The 24015-nt window shown below is 71.0% G+C and carries 29 protein-coding genes; 28 read left to right on the forward strand and 1 reads right to left on the reverse strand.

Translation table 11 applies throughout. The features are described 5' to 3' along the window. Positions 1-237: 237 nt before the first annotated feature. From JL475_RS33515 to JL475_RS33650, 28 genes are all read left to right on the forward strand, one after another. Complete coding sequence (locus tag JL475_RS33515; RefSeq protein ID WP_202281967.1) at positions 238-522, forward strand: hypothetical protein; 285 nt, start codon at positions 238-240, stop codon at positions 520-522. Further along, positions 515-712, forward strand: a complete 198-nt coding sequence (locus JL475_RS33520) for a hypothetical protein (protein WP_202281968.1) — start codon at positions 515-517, stop codon at positions 710-712. The genes JL475_RS33515 and JL475_RS33520 overlap by 8 nt, the downstream gene beginning before the upstream one ends. 182 nt (positions 713-894) lie before the next feature. Continuing rightward, on the forward strand, positions 895-1287 hold the full coding sequence (locus JL475_RS33525; protein ID WP_202281969.1) for an HNH endonuclease: 393 nt from the start codon (positions 895-897) through the stop codon (positions 1285-1287). A 16-nt stretch (positions 1288-1303) separates the two neighbouring features. Further along, on the forward strand, positions 1304-1546 hold the full coding sequence (locus JL475_RS33530) for a hypothetical protein (RefSeq protein WP_202281970.1): 243 nt from the start codon (positions 1304-1306) through the stop codon (positions 1544-1546). A 68-nt stretch (positions 1547-1614) separates the two neighbouring features. Beyond that, complete coding sequence (locus JL475_RS33535; RefSeq protein ID WP_202281971.1) at positions 1615-2070, forward strand: phage terminase small subunit P27 family; 456 nt, start codon at positions 1615-1617, stop codon at positions 2068-2070. Beyond that, positions 2039-3808: a terminase large subunit gene (locus JL475_RS33540; RefSeq protein WP_202281972.1), complete on the forward strand. Its 1770-nt coding sequence runs from the start codon at positions 2039-2041 to the stop codon at positions 3806-3808. Before JL475_RS33535 ends, JL475_RS33540 begins: the two co-directional genes overlap by 32 nt. 14 nt (positions 3809-3822) lie before the next feature. After that, positions 3823-5166 carry a phage portal protein gene (locus JL475_RS33545; protein ID WP_202281973.1) on the forward strand — a complete coding sequence of 448 codons (1344 nt, stop codon included), beginning with the start codon at positions 3823-3825 and terminating at the stop codon, positions 5164-5166. Continuing rightward, positions 5163-5861 carry a hypothetical protein gene (locus JL475_RS33550; RefSeq protein ID WP_202281974.1) on the forward strand — a complete coding sequence of 233 codons (699 nt, stop codon included), beginning with the start codon at positions 5163-5165 and terminating at the stop codon, positions 5859-5861. Before JL475_RS33545 ends, JL475_RS33550 begins: the two co-directional genes overlap by 4 nt. Position 5862: 1 nt before the next feature. Then, a complete protein-coding gene (locus tag JL475_RS33555; protein WP_202281975.1) occupies positions 5863-6669 on the forward strand; it encodes an HK97 family phage prohead protease in 807 nt (268 codons plus the stop codon). Positions 6670-6677: 8 nt separating this feature from the next. Then, a complete protein-coding gene (locus JL475_RS33560) occupies positions 6678-7955 on the forward strand; it encodes a phage major capsid protein (RefSeq protein WP_202281976.1) in 1278 nt (425 codons plus the stop codon). A gap of 16 nt (positions 7956-7971) precedes the next feature. Beyond that, positions 7972-8328 carry a hypothetical protein gene (locus tag JL475_RS33565; protein ID WP_202281977.1) on the forward strand — a complete coding sequence of 119 codons (357 nt, stop codon included), beginning with the start codon at positions 7972-7974 and terminating at the stop codon, positions 8326-8328. Continuing rightward, positions 8315-8860, forward strand: coding sequence for a mobile element protein (locus tag JL475_RS33570; RefSeq protein WP_202281978.1), 546 nt, complete (start codon positions 8315-8317; stop codon positions 8858-8860). Before JL475_RS33565 ends, JL475_RS33570 begins: the two co-directional genes overlap by 14 nt. Further along, the gene (locus JL475_RS33575; RefSeq protein ID WP_202281979.1) at positions 8860-9198 is read left to right on the forward strand and encodes a hypothetical protein; all 339 of its coding nucleotides are present in this window, start codon (positions 8860-8862) and stop codon (positions 9196-9198) included. Before JL475_RS33570 ends, JL475_RS33575 begins: the two co-directional genes overlap by 1 nt. Then, the gene (locus JL475_RS33580; protein WP_202281980.1) at positions 9195-9500 is read left to right on the forward strand and encodes an HK97 gp10 family phage protein; all 306 of its coding nucleotides are present in this window, start codon (positions 9195-9197) and stop codon (positions 9498-9500) included. Before JL475_RS33575 ends, JL475_RS33580 begins: the two co-directional genes overlap by 4 nt. Next, a complete protein-coding gene (locus JL475_RS33585; RefSeq protein ID WP_202281981.1) occupies positions 9500-9883 on the forward strand; it encodes a hypothetical protein in 384 nt (127 codons plus the stop codon). Before JL475_RS33580 ends, JL475_RS33585 begins: the two co-directional genes overlap by 1 nt. A gap of 61 nt (positions 9884-9944) precedes the next feature. Then, positions 9945-10607: a phage tail protein gene (locus JL475_RS33590; protein ID WP_202281982.1), complete on the forward strand. Its 663-nt coding sequence runs from the start codon at positions 9945-9947 to the stop codon at positions 10605-10607. 104 nt (positions 10608-10711) lie between these two features. Next, complete coding sequence (locus JL475_RS33595; protein ID WP_237409033.1) at positions 10712-11035, forward strand: hypothetical protein; 324 nt, start codon at positions 10712-10714, stop codon at positions 11033-11035. A gap of 113 nt (positions 11036-11148) precedes the next feature. After that, positions 11149-11457 (forward strand): hypothetical protein, encoded by a 309-nt coding sequence (locus JL475_RS33600; protein ID WP_307825240.1) that lies wholly within the window; start codon positions 11149-11151, stop codon positions 11455-11457. 4 nt (positions 11458-11461) lie between these two features. Next, entirely contained in the window at positions 11462-15820 is a 4359-nt protein-coding gene (locus JL475_RS33605; RefSeq protein ID WP_202281983.1) for a phage tail tape measure protein, read from the forward strand. A gap of 9 nt (positions 15821-15829) precedes the next feature. Further along, positions 15830-16720, forward strand: coding sequence for a hypothetical protein (locus tag JL475_RS33610; protein WP_202281984.1), 891 nt, complete (start codon positions 15830-15832; stop codon positions 16718-16720). Next, positions 16720-17865 carry a phage tail protein gene (locus JL475_RS33615; protein WP_202281985.1) on the forward strand — a complete coding sequence of 382 codons (1146 nt, stop codon included), beginning with the start codon at positions 16720-16722 and terminating at the stop codon, positions 17863-17865. The genes JL475_RS33610 and JL475_RS33615 overlap by 1 nt, the downstream gene beginning before the upstream one ends. Then, positions 17866-18798 (forward strand): hypothetical protein, encoded by a 933-nt coding sequence (locus JL475_RS33620; protein WP_202281987.1) that lies wholly within the window; start codon positions 17866-17868, stop codon positions 18796-18798. Between the two features lie 11 nt (positions 18799-18809). Next, complete coding sequence (locus JL475_RS33625; RefSeq protein WP_202281989.1) at positions 18810-19430, forward strand: hypothetical protein; 621 nt, start codon at positions 18810-18812, stop codon at positions 19428-19430. A gap of 11 nt (positions 19431-19441) precedes the next feature. Beyond that, positions 19442-21760, forward strand: a complete 2319-nt coding sequence (locus JL475_RS41575; protein WP_202281991.1) for a right-handed parallel beta-helix repeat-containing protein — start codon at positions 19442-19444, stop codon at positions 21758-21760. A 62-nt stretch (positions 21761-21822) separates the two neighbouring features. Then, on the forward strand, positions 21823-22611 hold the full coding sequence (locus JL475_RS33635) for an N-acetylmuramoyl-L-alanine amidase (RefSeq protein ID WP_202281993.1): 789 nt from the start codon (positions 21823-21825) through the stop codon (positions 22609-22611). Positions 22612-22616: 5 nt separating this feature from the next. Then, complete coding sequence (locus JL475_RS33640) at positions 22617-22850, forward strand: hypothetical protein (RefSeq protein ID WP_202281994.1); 234 nt, start codon at positions 22617-22619, stop codon at positions 22848-22850. Further along, positions 22850-23278 (forward strand): hypothetical protein, encoded by a 429-nt coding sequence (locus JL475_RS33645; protein ID WP_202281995.1) that lies wholly within the window; start codon positions 22850-22852, stop codon positions 23276-23278. The genes JL475_RS33640 and JL475_RS33645 overlap by 1 nt, the downstream gene beginning before the upstream one ends. Continuing rightward, positions 23268-23636: a hypothetical protein gene (locus tag JL475_RS33650; RefSeq protein ID WP_202281996.1), complete on the forward strand. Its 369-nt coding sequence runs from the start codon at positions 23268-23270 to the stop codon at positions 23634-23636. The genes JL475_RS33645 and JL475_RS33650 overlap by 11 nt, the downstream gene beginning before the upstream one ends. 76 nt (positions 23637-23712) lie before the next feature. Here the strand turns inward: JL475_RS33650 and JL475_RS33655 are convergent, their stop codons facing one another. Continuing rightward, complete coding sequence (locus tag JL475_RS33655) at positions 23713-23922, reverse strand: GntR family transcriptional regulator (protein WP_202281997.1); 210 nt, start codon at positions 23920-23922, stop codon at positions 23713-23715. Between the last annotated feature and the right edge of the window lie 93 nt (positions 23923-24015).

A 24015-nucleotide genomic window follows, 5' to 3' on the forward strand; every position in this document is an offset into this window, starting at 1 on the left:
GGCGGGCGGAGGAGCTCGCAGAGGCTCAGTGACCCGGCAGTGGGCAGTGACTTTCCACTCGGAGCGTCACTGCCCGCCCTCACTGGCGTTGATCAGCGAAAACGGCGATCAAGTGAGGCAGTGAGGCCGCTCCCAGTGCCCTTCCAGAGGGCCCGAAAGCGGCCTCTCTGGCGTTCACCACAGCCTCACTCACTGGCGCGGGCATGAACCAGTCCTACAAAGGGGAGAGACCGCACCATGAGCGATGACCTCGTCGAGGATGTGAACGAGCCTGACGGCACTGCCGAACTCCGACGCCTGCAGGACAAGTATCGCAAGCAGAACATCGCCAACGACCGCGCCCGCGAGCTGGTAGAGGAAGACATCAACAGCGGCCGGTACAGCGATGAGCAAGCAGACGAGATCAGCCGGTCATTCGAGCAGTCATGCCGTGAAGTCCTCGACCGCATCCAAGACGAAATCGAAGCGCACTGCAGGGCCTACAACCTGCACAGCACTGCGTCACAATGGGCTGATGAGTGAGCAGGTCCCGCCCGGCTACTACGGCACCCGCGACGTCGCCCGCGCCCTCGGCATCAGTCCCGAAGGCGTCCGCAAGATCGTTCAGCGCGGCCGGCTGAAGCGATCCGGCGGCAGCCCGCGCCAACCCTGGTACGCCGCCGCAGACGTCGCCGCCCTGGCCGCCGAACGCCGCACCCTTGACGCTGCTTGACCGCAGGTCAGACGACGTGTCACGATCGCGGTGCACCACTGTGCCCACATGAGGCACCACAGACACCCCAAGGCCCCGCCCACCAGCGGGGCCTTACGCATGCCCCACCCCCTGACCCACCCCCCAGGAGAGACCCCCGGGAGGTACCCCCTCCCCGAGCACCCCCCCGGGAGGTACCCCCCGTGCCCACCCGGCCCCCCACCCGATGCGCCCACCCAGGGTGCCGTGCCCTCGTCCCCCAAGGCCGATGCGACCAGCACCAGCGCATCTCATGGGCAGGCAGGGACGACAAGGCAGCGCGCTACGGGATCAGCTCAGGCAGATGGCGCACGCTCAAGCGACGCGTCACCATCCGCGACAACGGATGCTGCTACCGATGCGGCATCGAGCAGCCTGACCGCGAGGACGATCCCGACGGCGAGCACCAGCACGAGCTGGACCACATCAGACCGATCAGCGAAGGCGGAGCAGTCGAGGACCTCGACAACCTCGGACTGATCTGTATCGACTGCCACCTGATCAAGAGTAAGGCAGAGGCCGCGCGCGCCAACAGGGCACGCCGCAGGCCTCGCTGACCCGCTGGAGGCCAACATGGCAGCCCAAGAGCCCCTGCGAGCCTCCCAGGAGGCCGTCCAGAGCCTTCCGGAGGCTTCCCGTGGGCCGATCACAGCTCTCGTGGCCGCCGAGCTGGCCGACGAGCTGATCGCAACGGCCAACGCAGACCGTCACGCGTTCACCTGCGGGGACACGGTCGACGAAGTGGCCGCATGGCTCCGAGGCCACCGCGCCCCCAACCCCACCCCGGGGGAAGGGGAGTCTGGATCGCTGGACTGATCGCCAGGGGGCCCGGCGCCGTCAGCTCGGCGCGTGCGTGCACAGAATCTTGAAGGGGGGTCTACCCGATGGGAAGGACCGCTCAGCCCGCCGCCCTGAAGTTGATCAAGGGCCGGGCGCCCGGCAAGGACTCCGCAGGCCGCGACGTCAACCCCGGGCCCGCGTTCAAGCGGCTCCCGCCCGAGGCGCCGGACTGGCTCTCGGACGAGGCCCGCGCCGAGTGGGACCGCGTCGTTCCTGGCCTGTCCCGGCTCGACTTGCTCAAGCCCGAGGACCGGGCGTCGCTGGCCGCGTACTGCGAGGCGTGGGCGACGTTCCGGGAGGCAACGGAGACCGTGGCGCGGGAGGGGCTGACGTTCGAGGCGAAGCAGGGCACCCTGCCGCACCCGGCGGTCGGCATCGCGCGCGCGGCCGGCCGTGAGCTGCGTGCGTGGGCTGCCCACTTCGGGCTGACTCCGTCGACGGAGCAGCAGCTGGCGAGGGGGTCGGAGCATGAGCCGGACCCCGACAACCCGTTCGGGTAAGACGACCCCGGCCGCGTACCTCGATGACGAGCTGCTCGCCGAGCTGAAGCTCAGCCCCGAAGTCGCCTGGTACCTGGCCGAGCGCGGGATCCCGCTGCCGGACTGCCCGCCGCTGATCAAGACGCCGGAGCCCCGCGAGGAGCCGGGCGCCGTGTTCGATGCCGAACGCGTCGACAAGGTGCTGCGGGCGTTCGACCAGCTGCGGCACACCCAGGGCGCGCTCGCCGGGCAGCCTCTGCGGCCGGACCCCTGGCAGATCGCCTACATCCTGGCGCCCATTTTCGGGTGGGTGCACTGGGACGACGACGCCGACATGTACGTGCGGATCATCCGCGAGGTCTACGTCGACGTGCCGCGCAAGAATGGCAAAACCACTTTGGCCGGCGGGATCGCGCTGTACCTGATGGCGGCGGACGGGGAGCCGGGCGCGCAGGTCATCACGGCTGCGGTGACGAAGGAGCAGGCGGGGCTGCTGTTCAAGCCGGTGAAGGCGATCGTGGAGAAGTCGCCCGCGCTGAAGCGGGTGATGCAGCCGCTGGCCGGGGTGATCCTGCACCCCAAGACGGACTCGTACTTCAAGCCGGTGTCCAGCTTGGCGGGCGCGCAGCACGGTCTGAACCTGCACGGCGGCATCGTCGACGAGCTGCACGAGCACAAGAGCCCGGAGCTGGTGGAGACGATCGAGTCCGGGACCGGCTCACGCCGCCAGCCTCTGATCTTCATCATCACGACGGCGGACGCCGGCAAGAAGGAGTCGGTCTACGGCCGTAAGCGCGAGCGGATCGAGCAGCTGGCCCGCGGCGCCTTCACCGCTCCGGCCGTGTACGGCGTCGTCTTCGCCGCGACTCGTGAGGATGACCCGTTCGAGGAGGCAACGTGGCGGAAGGCGAACCCGGGCTACGGCGTCAGCCCGACGCGGGCGTACCTGCGGACGGCAGCGGACAAGGCGAAGCAGTCCCCGGCCGAACTGGCGTCGTTCCTGCGCCTGCACTTGGGCGTCCGGACGAAGCAGGTCACGAAGTTCCTGACGCTCGATTCGTGGAAGGCGAACGGCGCCCTAGTCGACGAGGTGAAGCTGCGCGGCCGCGAAGCCTACGGCGGCCTGGACCTCGGCGCGGTCTCCGACCTGAACGCGCTGGTGTGGCTGTTCCCGGACGACGAGGACGGCAGCCTGGACATGGTGGTCAGGTTCTGGACGCCGGAGGAGAACATCAAGGACCTGGACCGGCGGACAGACAAGAACGCCTCGGTGTGGGTGCGTGAGGGCTGGCTGAAGACGACACCGGGCAACGTCACCGACTACGGCGTGATCGGCAAGCAGATCCGCAAGGATCTGGACTCCTTCGACGTGAAGTCGCTGGGCTACGACCGTTGGTCGTCCACCCCGTTGACGAACGACCTGGAGAACGACCGGGCGCCGATGGTCGGCGTCGGCCAGGGCTACAAGTCCATGTCGCCCGCGCTGAAGGCCGTACAGCGGCTGCTGCTGATGGGACAGAAGCAGGTCCGCGAGGGCGGCCGGCCGATGCTCCGGCACGAGGGCAACCCGGTGATGGCGTGGATGGTCGACAACCTGGCCGTCGCCATGGACAGCGCGGGGAATGTGAAGCCGGACAAGGCCAGCGCTGGCGACAAGATCGACGGCGTGTCCGCGCTGTGCGACGCGATGTCCGAGGTCCTCGCCCGCCCGCCCGTGCGCCGGTCCGCCTACGAGGACAGCGAGTTCGAAGCGATCTGAGAGAGGGGGCGGACATGCGCTGGTGGCCGCGCCGTAAGACTCCTGCCTCCGGGCAGGTCATCGACCAGGACGGGGTGCCCGTGCTCGCCAAGGCCGCCGAGGCCTTCCAGGACCTGAACCAGCTGGGCGGGTACCTCGCCGCGAACGGCATCCGCGTAGTGGACCCGGGCGTGCCGCTGTCCCAGTACGCCGACACCGCGGCGGCCGCGCATGTGTGGGAGACCCAGCCCTCCGTGCGGAAGGTCGTCGACTATGTGGCCAGACAGCTGTGCACCATCCCCTGGCACGTCTACGAGCGCGTCTCGGACACGGACCGGAGGCGCGTCACCGACCACCCGCTGGCGCAGCTGCTCGCGCAGCCCGCGCCGATGCGGTCGCCCGCGCGGCTGTGGCACGCGACGCTGGTGGACTGGCTGATCTACGACCGGTGGTGCCAGCAGGTCCTGCCCAGCGCGGACACCGCGAGCGGGTTCGAGCTGCGCCGCAAGCCCGCCCGCCGCTTCCACATCCTGGCCGACGACGACGACCAGGCGGACGCCCTGCACCTGATCTCTTCAACGGGACGTGCGGAGGTCGTGACGCTGCCCGCCCCGTACCTGTACGACCACGGCTACTCCACGGTCGGTGCGGACGGGACGTCGCCGATGATGACGCTCCGGCAGATCCTCGCCGAGCAGGCCGAAGCCGTGGAGTGGCGGCGCTCGGTGTGGAAGAACGGCGCCCGGGTCCCGGCCGTCATCGAACGCCCGGCGGACGCGCCGGCCTGGTCCAAGACGGCCAAGGAGCGGTTCCAGGCCGCGTTCAACGCGTTCATGGGGCGCGGGTCGTCCGTCGGCGGTACGCCGATCCTTGAGGACGGCATGCGCCTGGTCACGGTGAACGCCTTCAACCCGCAGGAGACACAGGACATCGAGGGCCGCAAGCTCACCGACGCCGAGGTGGCGAGCGCGTACCACATCGCGCCGGAGCTGGTCGGCGCCCGTGAGGGCACGTTCTCCAACATCGACGCCTTCCGGCAGATGCTGTTCACCATCTCGCTGGGCCCGTATGTGACGCAGTGGCAGGACGTCCTGAACTCCATGCTGGTGCCGATGCTCGCCCCCGGCTCCAACCTGTACGTGGAGGCGAACCTGGAGGCCAAGCTGCGCGGCTCCTTCACGGAGCAGGCCGCGCTGCTGCAGACCGCCGTGGGCGCCCCCTACATGCTGAGGAGCGAGGCCCGCGCGGTGCAGAACCTGCCGCACGTGGACGGCACGGACGACCTGATTACGCCGCTCAACGTGGTGGTTGGCGGCCTGGCGTCGCCGCGGGACACGGCGCCGGAGAGTCTCCCAAAAGGGCAGGGCCGCCCCGCGTGAAGGCGACGGAGCGGCCGGAGGACCTGGGCACGTTCGAGACGGAACGCGACGCCTACGCGGCCGCGCTCACCGGCTGGGCGGAGCGGCAGGCTGACGGCCTGCTGGAGCGGGCGGACGCCAAGGCGGACGGGCCGCCCGACTTCTACGACCTGTGGGCCGCGTCCAGTCCCGAGCGTCAGGCGCAGCTGGCCGCGCTGATGGCGGGGTACGGGTTTCGGCTGGCGCAGGTCGGCGCCTGGTCCGTCCTCGGCATCTGGAATCCGGAGGCGGACGGCTGGGACCCGGGGGTGATGGAGGCGTGGCTGGCGAAGGCCGCCGAGTCGCACGCCGCCGAGTACGAGCAGGCCGCCTACACCGCGGCGACGGCGGCCGTCCGCGAAGAGGGCGACTGGCGCGACAACCTCAAGGCCGGTCTGGCGTCGTGGGTCGTCGCGGCCGGCATGCGCGCGGTGACCGCCGCGACGGAAGCCCGCAGCTTCGGCAGCCACGATGCGGCCGGCGCCTCCGGGCTGACGCACAAGGTGTGGCGGACCGGGGGGAAGAACCCGCGCGCGAGCCACGTGCGGATGAACGGCGAGAGCGTCGAGCTGGGCCAGACCTTCAGCAACCGCCTGCGCTGGCCCGGCGACGCGAACGGCGACGCTGACGAGACCGCGAACTGCAACTGCCGACTCGACTACGAGAGGGGGGTCTGACGTGCCCCGCACCAAGGAAGCACAGGCCCGGATCAAAGCCGCCGGCCCCGCCGACGGGTTGCAGGAAGGCCAGTTCCGGGCGCTCGTCTCGGTGTTCGGCAACGAGGACTCCATGGGCGACGTCATCGCCCCCGGCGCGTTCGCCCAGGTCCTCGCCGAGTGGAAGGCCTCCGGCGACCCGATCCCCGTGGTGTGGAGCCACAAGTGGGGCGACCCGTTCGCCCACATCGGCTCCGTTCTGGAGGCCACCGAGACGCCCGACGGGCTGGAGGTCCTCGCACAGATCGAGGACATGGACACCAACCCCACGGCCAAGCACGTGCACGGCCTGCTCAAGGGCCGCCGCATCAAGCAGTTCAGCTTCGCCTACGACGTCGGGGAAGGGGCCTACGTCGAAACCGACGACCTCGCCGCGCATCCGTGGGGCGACTACTACGAGATCAAGCGCTTCAGTCGCCTCTACGAGGTCGGCCCCTGCCTGGTCGGCGCGAACCAGCAGACCGAGCTGCTCGCCGCCAAGGCCGCCGATCTGGTGCGTGGAGCGAAGGCCGGCCGCGTGCTGAGCCAGGCGAACTACGACGCGCTGTCCGCCGCGCACGCATCGATCGGTGAGGTCCTCACCTCAGCCGAACCGCAGAAGACTTCCCGGCCCCCCGCCAACGCCGCGGGCCGGGCAACCCCCGAGCAGGAGACCGGCCAGCAGCCGGCCGAGACGCCCGCCGCCGCCCCCGAGGCGCCCGCGAAGTCGTCCGGTCTGTCGCCCGCCCAGGTGCTCGCACGGGCCACCATCCGCAAGCACCGCCTGTAGGAGGCACCATGCCCACGCTGCGCGAGCAGTACAAGGAGACCGTCGACCGGCTCACCGAGATCGCCGAGACGGCCAAGAGCGAAGACCGCGACTTCACCGAGGAGGAGGTGAAGGAGGTCACCGAACTGGACGCCAAGGCGACCGAGCTGGACGGGAAGATCAAGGCCGCCGACGCCGCCCAGGCCGCCGCCGCCAAGCACGCGGGGAAGACGCCCGCGAAGCGCCCGGCCGGGCAGCTGGAGGTGAAGGACCGGCAGGAGGACAGCGACGCCGCCACGTTCGGTGAGCGGTTCACCAAGTCGTCGCTGTACGGGGAGTTCCGCAAGCAGCACCCCACCGGGCTCGGGCAGGGGTCCGCCGTGGACATCGGCCGGGTCCGGGTCGGCTCCATGAAGGAGTGGCTGGCCAGCCGCAAGGCGACCGCGGCGCCGCTGCAGGTCGCCCTCGGCAACGTCCAGCCGGTCCGGATGCCGATGGTCGACCAGGTCGACCGCGACAACCTGACCATCCTCGACCTCATCTCGCGCGGCCAGGCGTCCGGCCCGTTCGAGTACCTCCAGGTCACCGGCGTCACCCGCAACGCGGCGGTCGTCCAGGACGAGATCCTGCCCGGCGACCCGGCGTCCGCGCTGAAGCCGACCAGCACGATCCAGACCGAGCTGGCCGACGCCAAGCCGTACACCTACGCGGACGGCTACGACGTCACCAACGCGCTCCTCAGCGACGCGCCGGCGCTGGCCTCGTATATGAACAACGAGCTGGAGTACTCCCTCGACAGCGTCATCGAGGACAAGCTCCTGAACGGCACCGGCACCGCCGGTGACCCGCGGGGCATCCTGCACACCACCGGCGTGCAGGAACTGACCTACACGCCGACCGCGGACGCCATGGGGCAGGTCAGGGCGATCCGTAAGGCCATCACCCGCATCACCACCCTGCCGGGCGGCAACGTCACCGCCTGCCTCATGTCGCCCGAGGACGACGAGGCGTGGGACCTGCTGCAGGACGCGAGCGACCGGTTCTTCGGGCAGGGCCCGTTCGGGCAGGGCCCGAACACGTCCTGGGGCCGCGCGCGTGCACTGTCGCAGCGGCTCGCCCCGGGAACGGTCATCCTCGGCGACTGGCGGCAGGTCGCCCTGCTGGACGTCGAGGGCCTGTCCATCCTCGCCTTCAACCAGCACAAGGACTACGCGCAGCGGAACCTCGTGTACGTGCGCGCCGAGCTGCGGGCGGAGCAGGTCATCTGGAAGCCCAACCGGCTCATCGTCGTGAAGCCGGCCGCCTGAGAAGGGACTGATCCACGTGCCCGAGCACAAGATGATCATCATCAAGGGGATCCGTGTGCGTGCGGAGGACGAGGGCCGCTACCGCGCCCGCACGGGCGGGTCCGCGGGCCCGCTCACGCGCGCGCAGGCCGACCCCCGGCAGCAGGAACCGCAGGGGGAGCAGGAGCCTGCCGAGCAGGGCGGGTTCGACCCGGCGGAGCACACCGTCCTCCAGGTCATCGCCCACCTGGCGGAGGCCGACGAGGAAGAGACCGCCCGGGTCCTCGACATCGAGGCGCAGGGCGAGAAGCGGAAGGGGCTGCTGGAGCGGCGGGCCGAGTTCCTCGCCGAGGCCCGGCAGCGGGCGGCGGGCGGCAGCGGTGGCGGGGCCTGAGCCGTACCTCGCGGACCCGGAGGACCTGGCCGTGCTGCTGAAGCTGCCGGCGGACGATGTGCGGCTGCTGGCCGCGCTGCGGGCCGCCAGCCGCCGCTTCCGCGGCCAGGTCCGCCACCCTGTCAGCCTGGTCACCGACGACACCGTGTTCCTGGACGGGTCCGGCCAGCGGGTGCTTCGGCTGCCCGCTGCGCCGGTCCGGCGGGTGACCGCCGTGGAGGTCGACGGCCAGGCCATCGAGGGCGTGAAGGTGCGGCGGCAGGCCGGGCTGCTGCTGCACCCGTCCGGCTGCTGGCCGGAGTGGGCGGAGGTCACCGTCACCTACGACCACGGCCACGATCCGGTCCCGGAGGACGTTGCCGAGGTCGTCGTCGACCAGGCCCGCGTGATCTACCGAACCGATCCGGCGATCCAGCAGATCACCACCGGCACCGAGTCCGTGTCGTTCGCGGCCACGGCGGCGGTCGGTATCACCGAGCAGTGGCGGGCCGCCGTCGAGGCGCACCGCCTGAACCGGGGAGACGACGCCTGATGGTGCTGGACAACCCGCTGCGCCGGCACACCATCACGGTCATCGACCGGGTGCTGGCCGGTGAGGACGACCGCGGGCACGACGTGTACGAGGACGTCGAACGTGAGGTGCCGGACTGCAACATGCAGCCCGTCTCGAGCACCGAGCAGAACGACGGCCGCACACAGGTCGTCACCCGCTGGCGGCTCGCCGGCCCGCCCGGCATGGGCCTGACTCCCACGTCCCGGGTGAAGTTCCGGGGCGTGCTGTACGAGGTCGACGGCGAGGCCGGCGAGCACGAGAGCTACGCCGGGCTGCTCGACCACACCGAGGTCTTCCTGAAGGCGGTGAGCGGATGAGCGGCATCAGGTTCGAGTTCGACCCGACCTGCCTGCCCGAGGTCATGCGGTCGCAGCAGGTGCGCGGCGCCCTGCGCAAGACGGCCGAGGAGATCGTGCCCCGGGCCAAGGCCCTGGCGCGGTCGGAGATCGGCGCCGAGTTCGCCGACTCGATCACCGTGTCGGAGGAGATCCGCCCGCGCGGCCGTCCCACCGCGAAGGTGATCGCCGACCGCGAGGACGCGAGCGACCACGAGTACGGGTCCTCGAGCACCGAGCGGCGCCGCGTCCTCGGTCGTGCGGCCCGCACCGGGGAGGGCTGATGTGGCCGGACATGGAGCTGGCCGTCATGAAGGGGGTACGGCCACACCTGGCCGGGGTCCGCGTCACGGACGAGGTCCCGGTTAAGGTCGAAACTCTCCTGCCGGTCGTGGTGGTGCGGATCGCGGGCGGCGCGGACGACCGCATCTCCGACACCGTCACGGTCGACACGGAGTCCTTCGGCGCTGACCGCGCCAGCATGTGGCAGCTCGCCGAGCGAGTCCGGTCGGCTGTGCACGCGCTGGCGGCCACCATGGCGGGCGGTGTCGTCATCGACACCGTCGACACCGAAAGCCGGCCCGTTGAAGTCCCCTACGGCAACCCGGCCCTGCGCCGGGCGATCGCCACCTACCGGCTCACCACCCGCGCCAGGACCGACGCCTGACGCGCAGCAACCATCTGCCCCCGCCCGCGTGCGGGGGCTTCGTCATGGAAAGGGGGCCGCGATGCCGGCCGCTGACTTCACCACCATCGCGGAGCTGCGCCAGTCGCTGATCCGCAAGGCACTCAGGTACGCCATCTTCGCCGCCGACGCTTCCGCGCCCGCGGTGGCCGCGCCGTTCGACGAGGCCGGGATCCTGCAGACCCTGCCCGCCGGGTACGTGCCGGTCGGTTTCACCACGACCGACGGCGTGACGTTCTCCGGCGACCTGTCCAACTCCGACGTGGAGTCGGGGCAGTCGTCCTCGCCGACCCGCAGCGATGTGGAGACCGACACGGCGACCGCGCAGTGGGTGCCGCAGGAGACCAACGCGGCCGCCGTCGCGCTGTACGAGAACCTGCCGCTGTCCGGCGTCGGTGCCCTTCCCGAACTCGGCACGGCGACCTGGACGTGGTCGAGGCCGAAGACCCCGCCCACCCTCTACAGGCGGCTGCTGTTCATCGCCGAGGACCTCAACAAGGCGACCGGTCAGCCGCTGTACATCGTCCGCCACTTCCCCAGCGCGCTGCGCACGGGACGCGAGGACGAGCAGTGGACCCGCACGGCGGAGATCTCCCGCGGCGTGACCTACCAGGCGTACCTCGATGACGTCCTCGGCACGGACTCCGTCACCTGGATCGACGGTCCCGGCTGGCGCGACCTGGCTCCGGAGCCCGAGACGCCGTGACGGCTCCCCGCAAACCGGCACAGCGGCGGCGGCCCCGGGTGAGCCCTGCCGCCGCTGTGCCTTCACCCGCTCACCCACCGGCCACCCAGAAGCGAGAGACGACCATGAGCAAGCCGAACAAGAAGCGCTACGTCCTGTCGCAGGTCAAGCAGCAGTTCACCGACGCGGTCGGCGGTGAGGACGTGGAGTTCGAGCTGGCCGACGGGCAGGTCCTCACCTTCCCGCACCCGCTGTTCGCCGACGACGACTGGTCGGAAGCCGTGGACGGCGCCGAGACCAACAAGGCGAAGGCCCGCGCCATCCTCGGCGAGGAGCAGTACGCCAAGTTCCAGGACGCCGGTCACGCGGACGCTGAGATCGCGCTGCTGTTCCTGGCCGTGCAGCAGGACATGCAGGACCAGGTGAAGAAGCGCCCTACACGGTCCTAGACGTCCTCGGGCACCATCCCGAGGACGTCGAGGCTGACCTGTGCCACCACTACGCGCCGCGCGATCCGATCGCCGAGTTCTGGCGCGGGGACATCTCCCTGCGCCAGCTGCGCGTGCTGGTGGAAGGCCTGCCACCGACCGGCGCCCTGGCCCGGAAGCTGGCGGGCCACCACTGGCAGCACAGCGACTTCATGCTGGCCGACCTGCTCGATGTCCTGGCCCGGCTGCGTGTCGACTTCGGCAACGCCAACCGGGACGAGAAGTCAGCGCTCACGCCGTACCCGGACCCGGTGTGGCGACCGGAGAAACCCAGCGCGAAGAAGAAGCGCGAGAAGAAGGCCCGCAAGGAAGCCGCCGAGGCGCGCTCTGGCTACATGCGGATCGTCGCCCAGGTGACTCCCCAGCACGCAGAGAAGGGGTGATCGTATGCCCCGCGCTGGTGCTGTGTGGGTCGACGTCCTGCCGAACATGTCTGGCTTCGGCCGGTCCCTCAACCAGCAGATCGGCGAGCCTGTCGCGCAGGCAAGCCGGTCTGCTGGCGAGACTGGCGGCACGGGCCTCATGGAGGGCATGGCCGGGAAGATGAAGGCCGGGGCCCTGGCCGCGGGCGCCGTGGTGGGTGCCCTGGTCGCCAAGGGCATCGGCGAGGCGATCGAGAAGCAGGCCGCCACCGGCAAGCTCAAAGCCCAGCTGGGCCTGTCGCCGAAGGAGGCGAAGACCGCCGGCGCCGCCGCGGGGAAGCTGTACGCGGACGCGGTCACCGGCAGCATCGACGAGGGCGCGCAGGCGGTGCGCGCCATCATGGCCGCCGGCCTGGCCCCGGAGAAGGCCACCACCAAGCAGCTCGCCTCGATGGCCACCAAGGTTCAGGACCTCTCCAGCCTCTTCGAGTTGGACCTGGGGCAGACGGCGAACAGCGTGGGCCAGATCCTGAAGACAGGTTTGGCCAAGGACGGCAACGAGGCCCTGGACACCCTGTTCGCGGGCATGCAGAAGCTCGGTCCGCGCGCCGACGACGTCGCCGACACGTTCAACGAGTACTCCACGATCTTCCGGTCGCTGGGGCTGGACGTGCAGACCACCATGGGCATGTTCTCCCAGGGCATGCAGGCCGGTGCCCGCGACACCGACGTGATCGCCGACTCCCTGAAGGAGTTCCAGATCCGGGCCACGGACGGCTCCAAGGCATCTGCGGAGGGCTTCGAGGCCCTGGGGCTGAACGCCAAGGACATGACCGCGCAGATCGCGGGCGGCGGCAAGGGCGCATCCGCAGGCCTGCAGCTGGTGCTGGACAAGCTCCGGAACATGAAGGATCCCGTCGAGCGGAACGCCGCCGCGGTCGGCTTGTTCGGGACAAAGGCCGAGGACATGGCGGGCGCCTTGTGGGCTCTCGATCCGTCCAAGGCCACCGACGACCTGGGCAAGGTGGGCGGCGCGGCGAAGAAGGCCGGGGACGACCTGCGTGACAACGCCGGTGTCTCCTTCGAGCAGTTCAAGCGGCGGGCGCTGATGACGCTCGGGGACGTCGCCACGAAGTACGTCATCCCGCCGCTGATGAAGTTCGGCCGGTTCCTGAACGACGACGTGGTGCCGCCGGTGAAGACGGCCACCACGTGGCTGGGTGACAAGCTGACCCCGGTGGTCCGCGGCGTGGGCGACGTCGTCAGCGGCACGATCAACTGGTTCAAGGAGTTCGGTATCTGGCTGGCCCCGCTCGGCGTCATCGTCGGCGGGCTGACGCTGATGCTGTCCGCCAACGCCCTGGCGACCGCCGGGGTCACGGCCGCATTCAGCGTGTACCGCGGGGTGATCCTCGCCTGGACGGCTGTGCAGCGCACGGCCATCGCGGTGCAGACCGCCTGGAACACGGTCATGGCGCTCAACCCGATCGGCCTGGTCGTCATCGCGCTGGTCGCCCTGGGCGTCGCCCTGGTGGTGGCGTGGAAGAAGTCCGAGACGTTCCGCAACATCGTGCTGGGCGCCTGGGAGGCCATCAAGACCGGCGCGCTGTGGCTGTGGGAGAACGGCATCAAGCCCATGGTCGACGGCTTCATGGCCGGCGTGCGCATGGTGGGCCAGTGGGCGTCCTGGCTGTGGGGCACTGTCCTGTCGCCGGTCTTCTCTGCCATCTCCACCGGAGCGCGCATCCTGGCCACGATCCTGGCGATCGTGGTCTTCGGCCCGATCTACCTGGGCGTGAAGGTGCTCGGGGCCATTTTCAGCTGGCTGTGGTCGGCCGCGATCAAGCCCGTCTTCGGCTGGATCGTCGCCGGAGCACAGTTGTGGTGGGCGGGCGTAAAGCTCTACTTCTCGCTCGTCTGGGGCGGCCTGAAGACCGTGGGCGGCTGGTTCAAGTGGCTCTACACCAACGCGGTGAAGCCGGTCTTCAACTGGATCGTTGCCACGCTCAAACTCGCCTGGTCCGGCGTCAAGACCGTCTTCGGCTGGTTCACGACCGGCCTGAAGACCGTCGGCAGCTGGTTCAAATGGCTCTACGACAACGGCGTGAAGCCTGCGTTCAACGCCATCAAGACGGTGGTCTCCAACGTCTACAACACGGGCGTGAAGCCGGTGTTCGACAAGCTGAAGTCGGCGACGGGCAAGGTCAGTGACGCGTTCGGGACCGCCAAGGACGCCATCAAGAAGGCCTGGGACAAGGTCAAGGGCATCGCCAAGGCGCCGGTGAAGTTCGTGATCGACACCGTCTACAACAACGGCGTCGTGAAGGTCTGGAACGCGGTCGCCGAGAAGTTCGGCGCCCCCACCCTCGACCCGATCACGGGCTTCGCCCGGGGTGGTGTGCTGCCCGGCCAGTCCTCGTACCGGCAGGGTGACGACCAGCTGGTGCCGATGCGGCGCGGCGAGGGTGTGGCCGTGTCCGAGGCGATGCGCGACCCCTACGAGCGGGCCCGGCTGCTCGCGGTGAACAAGGCCGCCATGCGCGGCCAGTCCCTGCGCCCGTTCCAGGGCGGGGGGTTCGCCAAGGGCGGCATCTTCGACTGGGTGAAGGGTGCCGCGTCCAAGGGCGTCGACCTGGCCAAGAGTGGGTTCGACTGGCTGAAGGACGGCATCAAGGACTCCGCCGTGGCCGGTCTGAACGCCGTGGTGAAGCCCCTGATCGACAAGATCTCCGGCTCGGCATCGGTGTACCGGGACATGGTGTCCGGGATCCCGAAGCGGATGATCAAGACGATCGTCGGCTACTCGGGCGACGCCGACAAGGAGATGGAGAAGGCAGGCATCGGCGGCGGCAGCTTCAAGAAGGCGCTGTCCTGGGCGCGCACCCAGGCGGGCCTGAAGTACCAGTGGGGCGGCAACGGCAACCCAAGCTGGGACTGCAGTGGGTTCGTGTCCGCCATCGAGTCCGTGATCCGGGGTCAGAAGCCGCACCGCCGGTGGGCCACGGGCGCGTTCTCCGGGGCGACCGCTCCGGGCGGCTGGGTGCTGAACAAGAAGTCGCCCTACATGATCGGCATCACCAACGCGGGTGTCGGCCACACCGCCGGCACCATCAACGGGACCAACGTGGAGTCCCGCGGCGGCGACGGCGTGGTGGTCGGCGCCCGCGCCCGCTCGTACCGCGACTCGATGTTCACCCACCACTACGGCTTCGCGGCCAAGGGCTACGCCGACGGCGGCAAGCCGAAGGCGGGCGAGGTCGCCTGGGTCGGCGAGCAGGGCCCCGAGCTGGTGAAGTTCAAGGGCGGGGAGGAGGTCTACAACACCCGCGACTCGATGCGGATGTGGGAGGGCGTCGGCGCCCGCGGCTTCGCCAAGGGCACCGCGTCCTCGAGGGCCAAGGCCCGCAAGGACCTGCCCGGCGACCTGACCGCGTTCACCAAGTCCCTCACCGGCTCGGCAGCCACCATCGCCAAGGCGTCCAAGGAACTGGTGAAGGACCTGAAGGCCGCCGGGATCGGCAGCAAGGGCTTCATCGCCTCGGTGACCAAGGCGTCCAAGCGGCTGCAGGACATGGCCCGGCTGCGCGACGGCCTGGGCAAGCGGATCGCCGCCGGCAGGCAGGCGGCCGACGATCAGCGCAAGTCGGCCACCGACTACCTGGGCCTGTCCCAGCTGGGTGAGGTCACCGACTTCGCCGGCCTGCTCGGCTCCATGCAGAACCGTCAGGCGGACCTGAAGACCTTCCAGGGGCAGATCGCGGGACTGGCCAAGAAGGGGCTGAGCCAGGGCCTGATCAGCCAACTGGTGGAGCAGGGCCCCGGCGGCCCCCTCATCGACATGGTCAGCAGGGCCAACAAGGCGCAGATCAAGCAGCTCAACAGCGTGCACGGGACGGGCAGCAAGCTCGCCACGTCCTACGGGCGGACCATGGCTGACTCCATGCACGACGCCGGGAAGGACGCCGCGAAGGGCTTCCTGACCGGTCTCATCGCGCAGGAGAAGGAGATCAAGGCGGCCATGGCCAAGCTCGGCGCGTCCGCCGTGAAGGCCATCCGCTCGAAGAAGGGCATCGACGCCCGCAGCCCGTCCCGCAAGGGCGCGGAAGCCGGGCGGGACCTGGGGGCCGGACTGGTCGCCGGGATGGTCGCCGCCGGGCCGTCCATCGAGTCGGCGGCCGCACGCTTGGGCGCCTCGGCGGTCCCCGCCGGGGTCGTCCCCGTCACGTCCGGGGCGTCCTCCGGCAGCGCATCCAGTGGCCTGCCGTCAGGGCCGCTCTACCTGGTCGTCGAGGACGGCACGGTGCTGCGGGCCTACGTGTCCGACCGGGTCGACGAGGGCCTGGACGACGTCCGCCGCGCCAAGCGGGCCGGATCGAAGAAATAGGAGGCAGCCATGCCGATGATCGTGGACCCGTCGGCGCCGCAGGTCACCCCGCCCACGGTCCTCACCAGCCCCGACGGCTGGCTGACCGCCGTCATCGACGAGCAGTGGGCCGGGGTGACGCTCGCCTACAACGGCGTCACCCCGCCGCCGGTGCCCCGGGCCGCCGAGGTCCGGCGGGTGCGCATCGTGCGCCAGGACCCCGGCGCCGCACAGCCCGTCCCGGTGCGGTCGGCGGACCTGGCGTGGGCGGTCGACGGCGTCGGGCAGGCCTACGACCACGAGGCGCCGCTGGGGGTGGCCGTCGTCTACACCGCGACCCCGCAGTACGCGGACGGCAGCTGGGGGCCGTCGTCCTCGCTCGGACTGGTCGTGCCCGCGCCCGCACCGGCGCAGACCAAGGACCTGTGGCTGAAGAGCATCGAGGAGCCGAGCCTGTCCATGCGGGTGATGTACGGGCCCGCGCAGGGCACCACCAGTGCGGCCCGGCAGGACACCGCCGCACGCTCCGGCAGCCCGTACACCGCGGTCGCCTACGACACGGCGGCCGCTCCGGCCGAGGCGGTGCAGGTCGACGTCCTCGCCGCGGACATCGAGCGGTTCCGGAAGCTGATCCGTAGCGGGGTGCTGCTCGCCCAGGTACGGCCCGGCTACCTCATCCCCGACCGCTATTTCGTGCCCGGCGACGTGGGGGAGAAGCCCACCGGAAAATTCGGGGTGACGGGCGGCTACACCGTCACGTTCGACATCACCCCGCTCGAGCGGCCGGACACCGCCGGACAGCCGATGCTCGCCCCGGGCTGGTCGTATGACGCGCTCGCCGCCCAGTTCGGCACCTACGACGCGGCCGTGGCCACGTACCCGTCGTATCTGGCACTGGCCACCGACGGGGCGGTCGGCTGATGCTGCCCATCAGCCCGCAGGCGCTGGCCGCGCTCGCCTACTGCCGGCGCCCGGTGCGCGCGGAGTGGTCCAACGACGGCGGCCTCACCTGGACCGAAGCCCGGTTCGGGGACGGGAGTGTGACGCCGGACCGTACCGCGGAATGCCGCTACAGCGCGTCCGTGGAGCTGCTGGACGCGCCCCGCGGCCGCCACGGCATCAACTCCATCACCACCGAAGTGAGGCTCTTTCAGGGCCTGGGGGTGCCCCGGCGCGAGGTGGAGTGGATCCCGGCCGGCCGCTACGTCATCGACCGACTGCGGCGGACCCGGCTCGGGGTGTCCCTGGACCTGCTCGGCTGCGAGGAGGTCATCCGCAGCGCGGACCTGCCGACCGCGCGCACCGTCGGCCCGGACAGCGCGCAGGCCTGCGCCGAGCGGCTGATCGCCGAGGCCCTGCCCGGCGCCCCGGTCGCCTGGCGCGACGGCGTCAACGCATCGACCAGGCTGCCGGCGTTCGTGGTGGACGAGGACCGGTGGGCGGCCCTGTCTGGCGGCAGCGACACCTCCGGCACGTCCACCGGCATCGCCCCCTCGCTCGGGGCGGAGGTGTACGCGGACGCCGGCGGCACCCTCACGTTCGCGCCGGTGCCGACCCTGGAACAGCCGGTGGTGTGGCGGATCCCCCGTCACCTGGCCACCGCCGAGCCGTCCGTGGAGGAGACGGCGGAGAACGTGCGCAACCTGTGGGTGGTCACCGGCGACGCGGGCGACGGCGCCGCCCCGGTCGGGCCCGCCTACGCCTGGGACACCGACCCGTCCTCACTGACCTACGCGGGCCCCGACCCGGTGCGCGATCCGCTCGCACCGCAGCGACTGGGCCTGCCCGGGGTGCGGGTACGCACCGGCCGCTACACCTCCCCGCTGGTCACCAGCAAGGCGCAGGGCGCCGTCGTGGCGCGCGCCCAGCTCGCCGACTCCCTCGGCATCCAGTCCTCGCTCAGCTTCACGGCGATCTGCAATCCGGCGCTCGAGCCCGGCGACGTCGTCGAGGTCGAGGTCACCGACGGGGTGTGGGAGCGGCACCTGATCGACTCCGACCCCTACCAGCTGGGCGGGATCGGGATGACCTGCCAGACCCGCACCAGCACCCGAAGGGAGACCTGAGTGGGGATCCGGGACGAGTTCGGCAAGGACCTCGACACGCTCGGCAAGGCCGCCGCCGGGGGCCTGCAGACGGTGTCGGCGACGGTCACCGACGTCACCGAGGACGGCACCGTGCACCTGCTGATGGGCGGCGCCGAACTGTACGACGTGGCCTGCACGGACGCCTACCGCAACCGCAAGGCCGGGGACACCGTCGCGGTACGCCGCGGCGTGGTGCCGGTGGTGCTGTGGCGGCTCGGCGACGACCCCGCCGAGGCGGACACCGCCCGCACCATCGAGGTCGCCCAGGACGCCGCCCAGGACCTGATCGCCGTGTCCGCCTACACCTGGGGCACCGGCGCACCGGCCGGGGCCGGCTGGCAGCAGGTCACCCAGCTGTGGACGAAGAAGGACGGCGCCGGCAAGGGCGTGCTGTACGCGCAGCTGGCGGCCGCCGGGGACACCTCCCCGGACGCCCCCGCGACCCGCCCGCCCAAGACGGTCACCATCGCGCCGACCGATGCGGGGGCCTGGCGGGGCGGGCGGCCGCTGGCCGGTGACGAGCCCTCACAGGGCGACTGGACCGGCCGCGGCAACCGCAGGGGCGGATGGTTCTACGGCAGTCGGATCAGCAACGCCTGCGCGGGCAAGACCGTCGCCAAGATGACCGTCGCGTTCACCCGGAAGCGGGGCGCCGGCATCAACGGCAAGGTCCGCATGCAGCTGTACCTGCACAATCACGCCTCGCCGCCGTCCGGGCAGCTCAACCTCGGCGACGGCCCCGAGGGGCTGCTGTCCCTGGCCGTCGGCGCGAAGGGCACCGCCACCCTGCCCGCTGCCTGGCGCAACGCGCTCGCCTCCGGGTCGGCGCGCGGCCTGGCCATCTACGGCACTGGCCAGAGCCAGTACGCCGCTTTCACCGGCGGCAAGTTGACCATCACGTTCTCGACCTGAAGGAGGGGCCTGTGGCCACCCTCGGATACGCCAGCCTGCCCGTCCCGGGCGGCGGCCAGTCCCCGACCGTGCCCGCCGACATGGCGGCGCTCGCCGAGGCCATCGACCGGCACCTGGTGCACTACGTCGCCAACAAGGCCGAGCGAGACTCCCGCTTCGCTTCGGCCCCGGTGCACACCATCGTGTCCGCCGCCGACGGCACGGTGTGGAAGAAGACCGCCGCCGGGAACACGTGGGCGACGTGGTGGGAACCGGCCCCCGGCTGGGACCGCACCGTCACGCTGAAACCCGCGTTCCAGGCCGGGGACGTGTCCCTGGGGCTGATGCTGCTGGACGGCGGCCGCCGCGTGGAGCTGAAGGGCCGCGTCGAACGCGTCGACAGCACCAACATCACCGACCCCAACGCGGTCAACCTCGGCTCCGTGCCCGCGGACTGCATCCCGCCCAGCCTGCGCACCTGGGCGGGCACCTGCTCGATGGCCGGGGAGACCACCGACGGCGCCGGACGCCTCGAGATCCTCGGCACGAACACGTCCTCGGGCTACGGCGTCGCCGGGGACATCCTCTGGTGGTACCAGGGCACCGGCGGCACCCCGTGGGTCGACATCTCCGGCTACTACTGGCGCATCTGAGAGGGGGACTCGTGCCTCAGTACACCTACGGCGGCACCCCGTCCGCTGTCCTGACCACCAAGACGGGCGACGTCGTCCCCGACTACCCGGTCATCGTCCGAGCGGCGGGCACCGGCACGATCGTCACCGCCCTGTTCGAGGCGGACGGCGTCACACCGATCGCCCAACTGCGCTCCAACCCCGCCAGCAGCGACACACCGGGCGCCATCCGCACGTTCAAGGTGGAGGGCTACGGGGCGATTGAGTACGAGTACAACGGCAGCAGCGGGCAGCCGGTGCGCTGGTACGAGGTGGGCCGCGAGGTCCCCCTCGCCGCGTTCGACGGCCTGGCCTCCAAGCTGGACACGGCGGGCGGCACGATCACCGGCGACCTGGGCGTCACCGGCACGGTGGACGTCGGGCAGCTGCTGGTCGGCGGGCAGCCGATCCAGGCCGGCGGCGCCGATTTCTCCAAGGCCGGGATCATCGTGCCCGACGCGGTCACCGGGGCCGCCCTGCAGGCCGCGCTGAACAAGGCCCGGGACGCCGGCGGCGGCCACGTCATCGTCCCCCCGGGCGCCTACAACGTGTCGGCGCTGCCGCTGCGGATCTACCGCAACACCCGCCTGACCCTCGCCGACGGCGCCACGATCCGCCGGAACGGCGCCGGAACGATGCTCCTGAACGGCGACGCCGCCCAGACGTTCGGCGGCTACACCGGGCACGGCAACATCATCATCGAGGGCGGCACCTGGGACTCGCGGGCGCCCGCCTTCCCCACGTCGGCGATGGTCATGAGCATCGGCCACGCCGAGAACGTCACCATCCGCGACACCCTGATCAAGGACGTGTGCGGCTTCCACGGCATCGAACTGAACGCCGTGAAGACCGCCCGCATCAGCGGCGTGCGCGGCCTGGGCTACCTCAACCCCGGCGGTAGGGATTTCAGCGAGTTCATCCAGCCCGACCTCGCCAAGGGCAGCGCCTACTTTGGCGGGTTCGGGCCCTACGACGACACCCCGTGCGCGGACATCCAGATCGTGGGGTGCACGGTCGGCCCGTCCGGCACCGCGGGCACCACCAGCTGGCCGCGCGCCGTCGGCTCCCACTCCGCCAGCCCGTCCAAACAGCACACCGGGATCGTCATCCGCGACCTGTACTGCGAGGGCCTCACCCAGTGGGCCGTCGGCGGCTACACCTGGCAGGACGTCCTCGTCTCCGGGCTGACGCTGAAGGACTGCGGGGCGGGCGTGCAGATGCGCACCCTGACCAGCGCGACCGCCTCCCATCGCACCCCGGCGGGCGGCGGCTCGCCGACCATCACCGGCAGCCAGCCCCTGCGCAACATCGTCGTCGAGGACCTGGTGATGCACGGCGGCGGCACCTACGACGCGGCCGTCCGGATCGAGGGCGAGGACACCGGCTACGTCCAAGGAGCCACCGTCTCCGGCATCGTGGTCCGCGACATCGGCGCCCAGGCCGTGCGCCTGGTCGACGTCGAGGACTACACCGTCGACCGGGTCGTGGCCCGCGGCTGTGGAGCCACCGCGGTGAGCACCCTGGGCACCCGCCGGGGCCGCATCCGCGCCCACGTCAACGGCGCCACCGGGGTCGGCATCACCGTCGACTCACGGTCCACGCCGGCCGCGGCCGCCACCGACGTGACCATCGAGGGCAGTTCGGTCACCGGCACCACCGCCAACGGCATCCACATCTGGGACGGCGCGGGCGTCGTGGTGGACGACTGCGACCTGTACGCGCTGACCGGCTTCGGCGTGCAGGTGTCCACCAACACCGCCAACCTGACCGTGCGGAACGTGCGCACGAGAGACACCACTCAGGCCGGGGTGAACATCACCAACACGGTGACCGGGGTGAAGCGGTACGGCAACACCGGGACCGTCGCCGACGCGTCGGTCAACCCGTCCACGAGCCCGTTCGACCCGGGCATCGGCGGCCAGACCACCTACGCGATCAAGGCGGCGGACACCAGTCGGGTCAGCACCGTCGCACCCGCAGCCGACCCGCACCTGACGCTGCCTGTCGCGGCGGGCGCCACCTACGACGTGGAGATCGCGGCGGTATGGAGTACGGGCGGCGGAGGTTTCCGCGCCACCTGGGCGGTCCCGGCCGGCGCGACGATGGTGTGGACCGACAACGACGGCGTCGGCGTCACCACGCCTGCGGGCGTGGTCACGTTCACCGCGACGACCGGCACGACCCTGAAGGGCACGTTGGTCGTGGGTGCGACGGGCGGCACGATCGCGCTGAGCTGGGCACAGAACACCTCGAACGCGGCCGCGACCATCCTGAGAGCGGGCTGCGCCCTGAAGCTCACCCGCCTCGCCTGACCCTGCTCCGCCCACCGCCCCGCGCCCACCCGGCCGGGGCCTTTCTCATACCTGGAGGCCTGATGGCCACACCCCTGACCGCCGCCCGTTTCCTCGCCGCGCTGAGAGCGGAGGGCCTGGACGTCGTCGAGGTCGGCGACTGGAGCGACCACAACCGCAACTCGAAGGGCGCCTGGGGCCCGGTGCACGGCGTGATGATCCACCACACGGTCACCCGAGGCAGCGCTGCCACGGTCGACCTCTGCCGCCGCGGGCACAGCACCCTGCCCGGGCCGCTGTGCCACGGCGTCATCACCAAGGACGGCCGCGTGCACCTGGTCGGGTACGGCCGTACCAACCACGCCGGCCTCGGGGACGATGACGTGCTGCGCGCCGTCATCGACGAGAAGCCGCTCCCCGCGGACAACGAGGCCAACACCGACGGCAACGCCCGCTTCTACGGCTTCGAGTGCGAGAACCTCGGCGACGGAGCCGACCCGTGGCCGACCGCACAGGTCGAGGCGATCGTGCGCGCCGCCGCCGCGGTGCTGCGGGCGCACAACTGGGGTCGCGACGGCAACACCAGCGTCATCGGCCACTCCGAGTGGCAGCCCGGGAAAGTCGACCCGCGCGGGCCGGGAATCAGCATGCCGGACATCCGCGCCCGGGTCGCCGAACGGCTCAAACACCCCGCCAGCTGGTCGCCGGGCGGCACCAGCACCTACACCGTGGGCCGCGGCGACACCCTCTGGTCCATCGCCGCGTCCAAGCTCGGCGACGGCGCCCGCTGGCGGGAGATCGCCAGCCTCAACTCCCTGAAGAACCCTGACGACCTGAGCGTGGGCCAGAAGCTCAAGCTCCCCAAGAGGTGAGAACGATGGACAGCAGATTCCTTCTGGACCTCAGCGAGCGCGCGGGATGGACCGGTGCCGAGGCCGCGCTCGGCCTGGTCGTCGTCGAGGTCGGCGACCTCCCGGTGTGGTGGGCCGCACCCGTCGCCCTGGTAGCCGCGTCGGCGAAGGCATGGGTGGCCAAGCAACTCGGCAGGAAGGGCACCGCGTCCACGCTGCCGGCGGGCAAGGACCCGGCCAGTCTCCCCAGGGGCGCCTGATGCGCGCGGCGGCCCGGCGGCCCACCAGGCGACTGGGCCGCCGCGGCGCACTCCTCACCCTCAAAGGCGTCATGGCCATGGGCTACGGCTCCGGGCAGATCGTCCAGCCGACCGGCGACCCGCAAGGGCTGGTACTGCTGCTCAAGCTGGCGCCGCTCGACTGGTGGGGCTGGGTGTGGATCACGGCCGGTGCGCTCGCCCTGGTGTGCGCATGGCTGCCACCCCGCCGGGACTGGCCCGGCTTCCTCGCGGTGTGGCTGATCGCCACCCCGTGGGCCATGGCGTACCTGCTGTCCTGGTGGCCGCTCGGCGAGTCACCCCTCGGCTGGGTCGTCGCAATGATCTTCGGCGCGTTCGGGGCGGTGTGCTTGGTCGCCATCGGCTGGGACGAGCCACCAGCACGATCGGAGCCACCGCGTGAGACCTGAAATGCTGACCGCGCTCAGCGCCCTCGCCGTCGCCAGTGTCACGGCCGTGGGCGGCATCGTCACGGCCGTCATCGGCCGCCGACAACCGCGCGGGCAGCAGCGCCGCGACGACTTCACGGCAGTCACCGACCGCATGGAGCGGGAGATCACCCGGCAGGGACAGCGCATCGACGAGCTGGAGGAGGAGACGGAGCAAGACCGGCGGCGCATCAACGCGCAGGACTTCGCCCTGCGGTACATCGCCGGCTGGGCGCGGTCCCTGGTCGGTTACATGCGGCAGGCCCACCTGGAGCCGCCGCCGCCCCCGCAGCCGATACCGGACGAAGCCCGGCCGTACCTGCACGACGTGGAGCTGTAAGCCCCGGCCCGGCCCCGTAGTGGGAGGCCGGCCCGGGACGACTCACCCCCTGCCAACATGCCCCCGCTCTCCCCGCTCATGGGGAGGGCGGGGGCGTTTTGTCATGCCCGGGCGCCACGAACGACCCGAGGCCCTGCACTGTGTAGGTGTCGCCTTCCTCGCGCAGGTGCCGCAGCGCCTTCTGCGCGGTCACGGAGGCAACGCCGAACTCGGCGGTGAGCTGAACGAGTGACGGCACCCGCGTATCCGGCGGGTACGTCCCGTCGGCGATCCGGGCGCGCAACACCTCGGCGATCTGCTGCCACCTAGTAGGGCTTTGTTAGGTCCTGTGGTGGGGTTCGGGGGCAGGTGCGGGTTGGCCGCATATCGAGCAGGCGCC

The sequence above is a fragment of the Streptomyces sp. M2CJ-2 genome, from assembly GCF_016757295.1.
Lineage (GTDB): Bacteria > Actinomycetota > Actinomycetes > Streptomycetales > Streptomycetaceae > Streptomyces.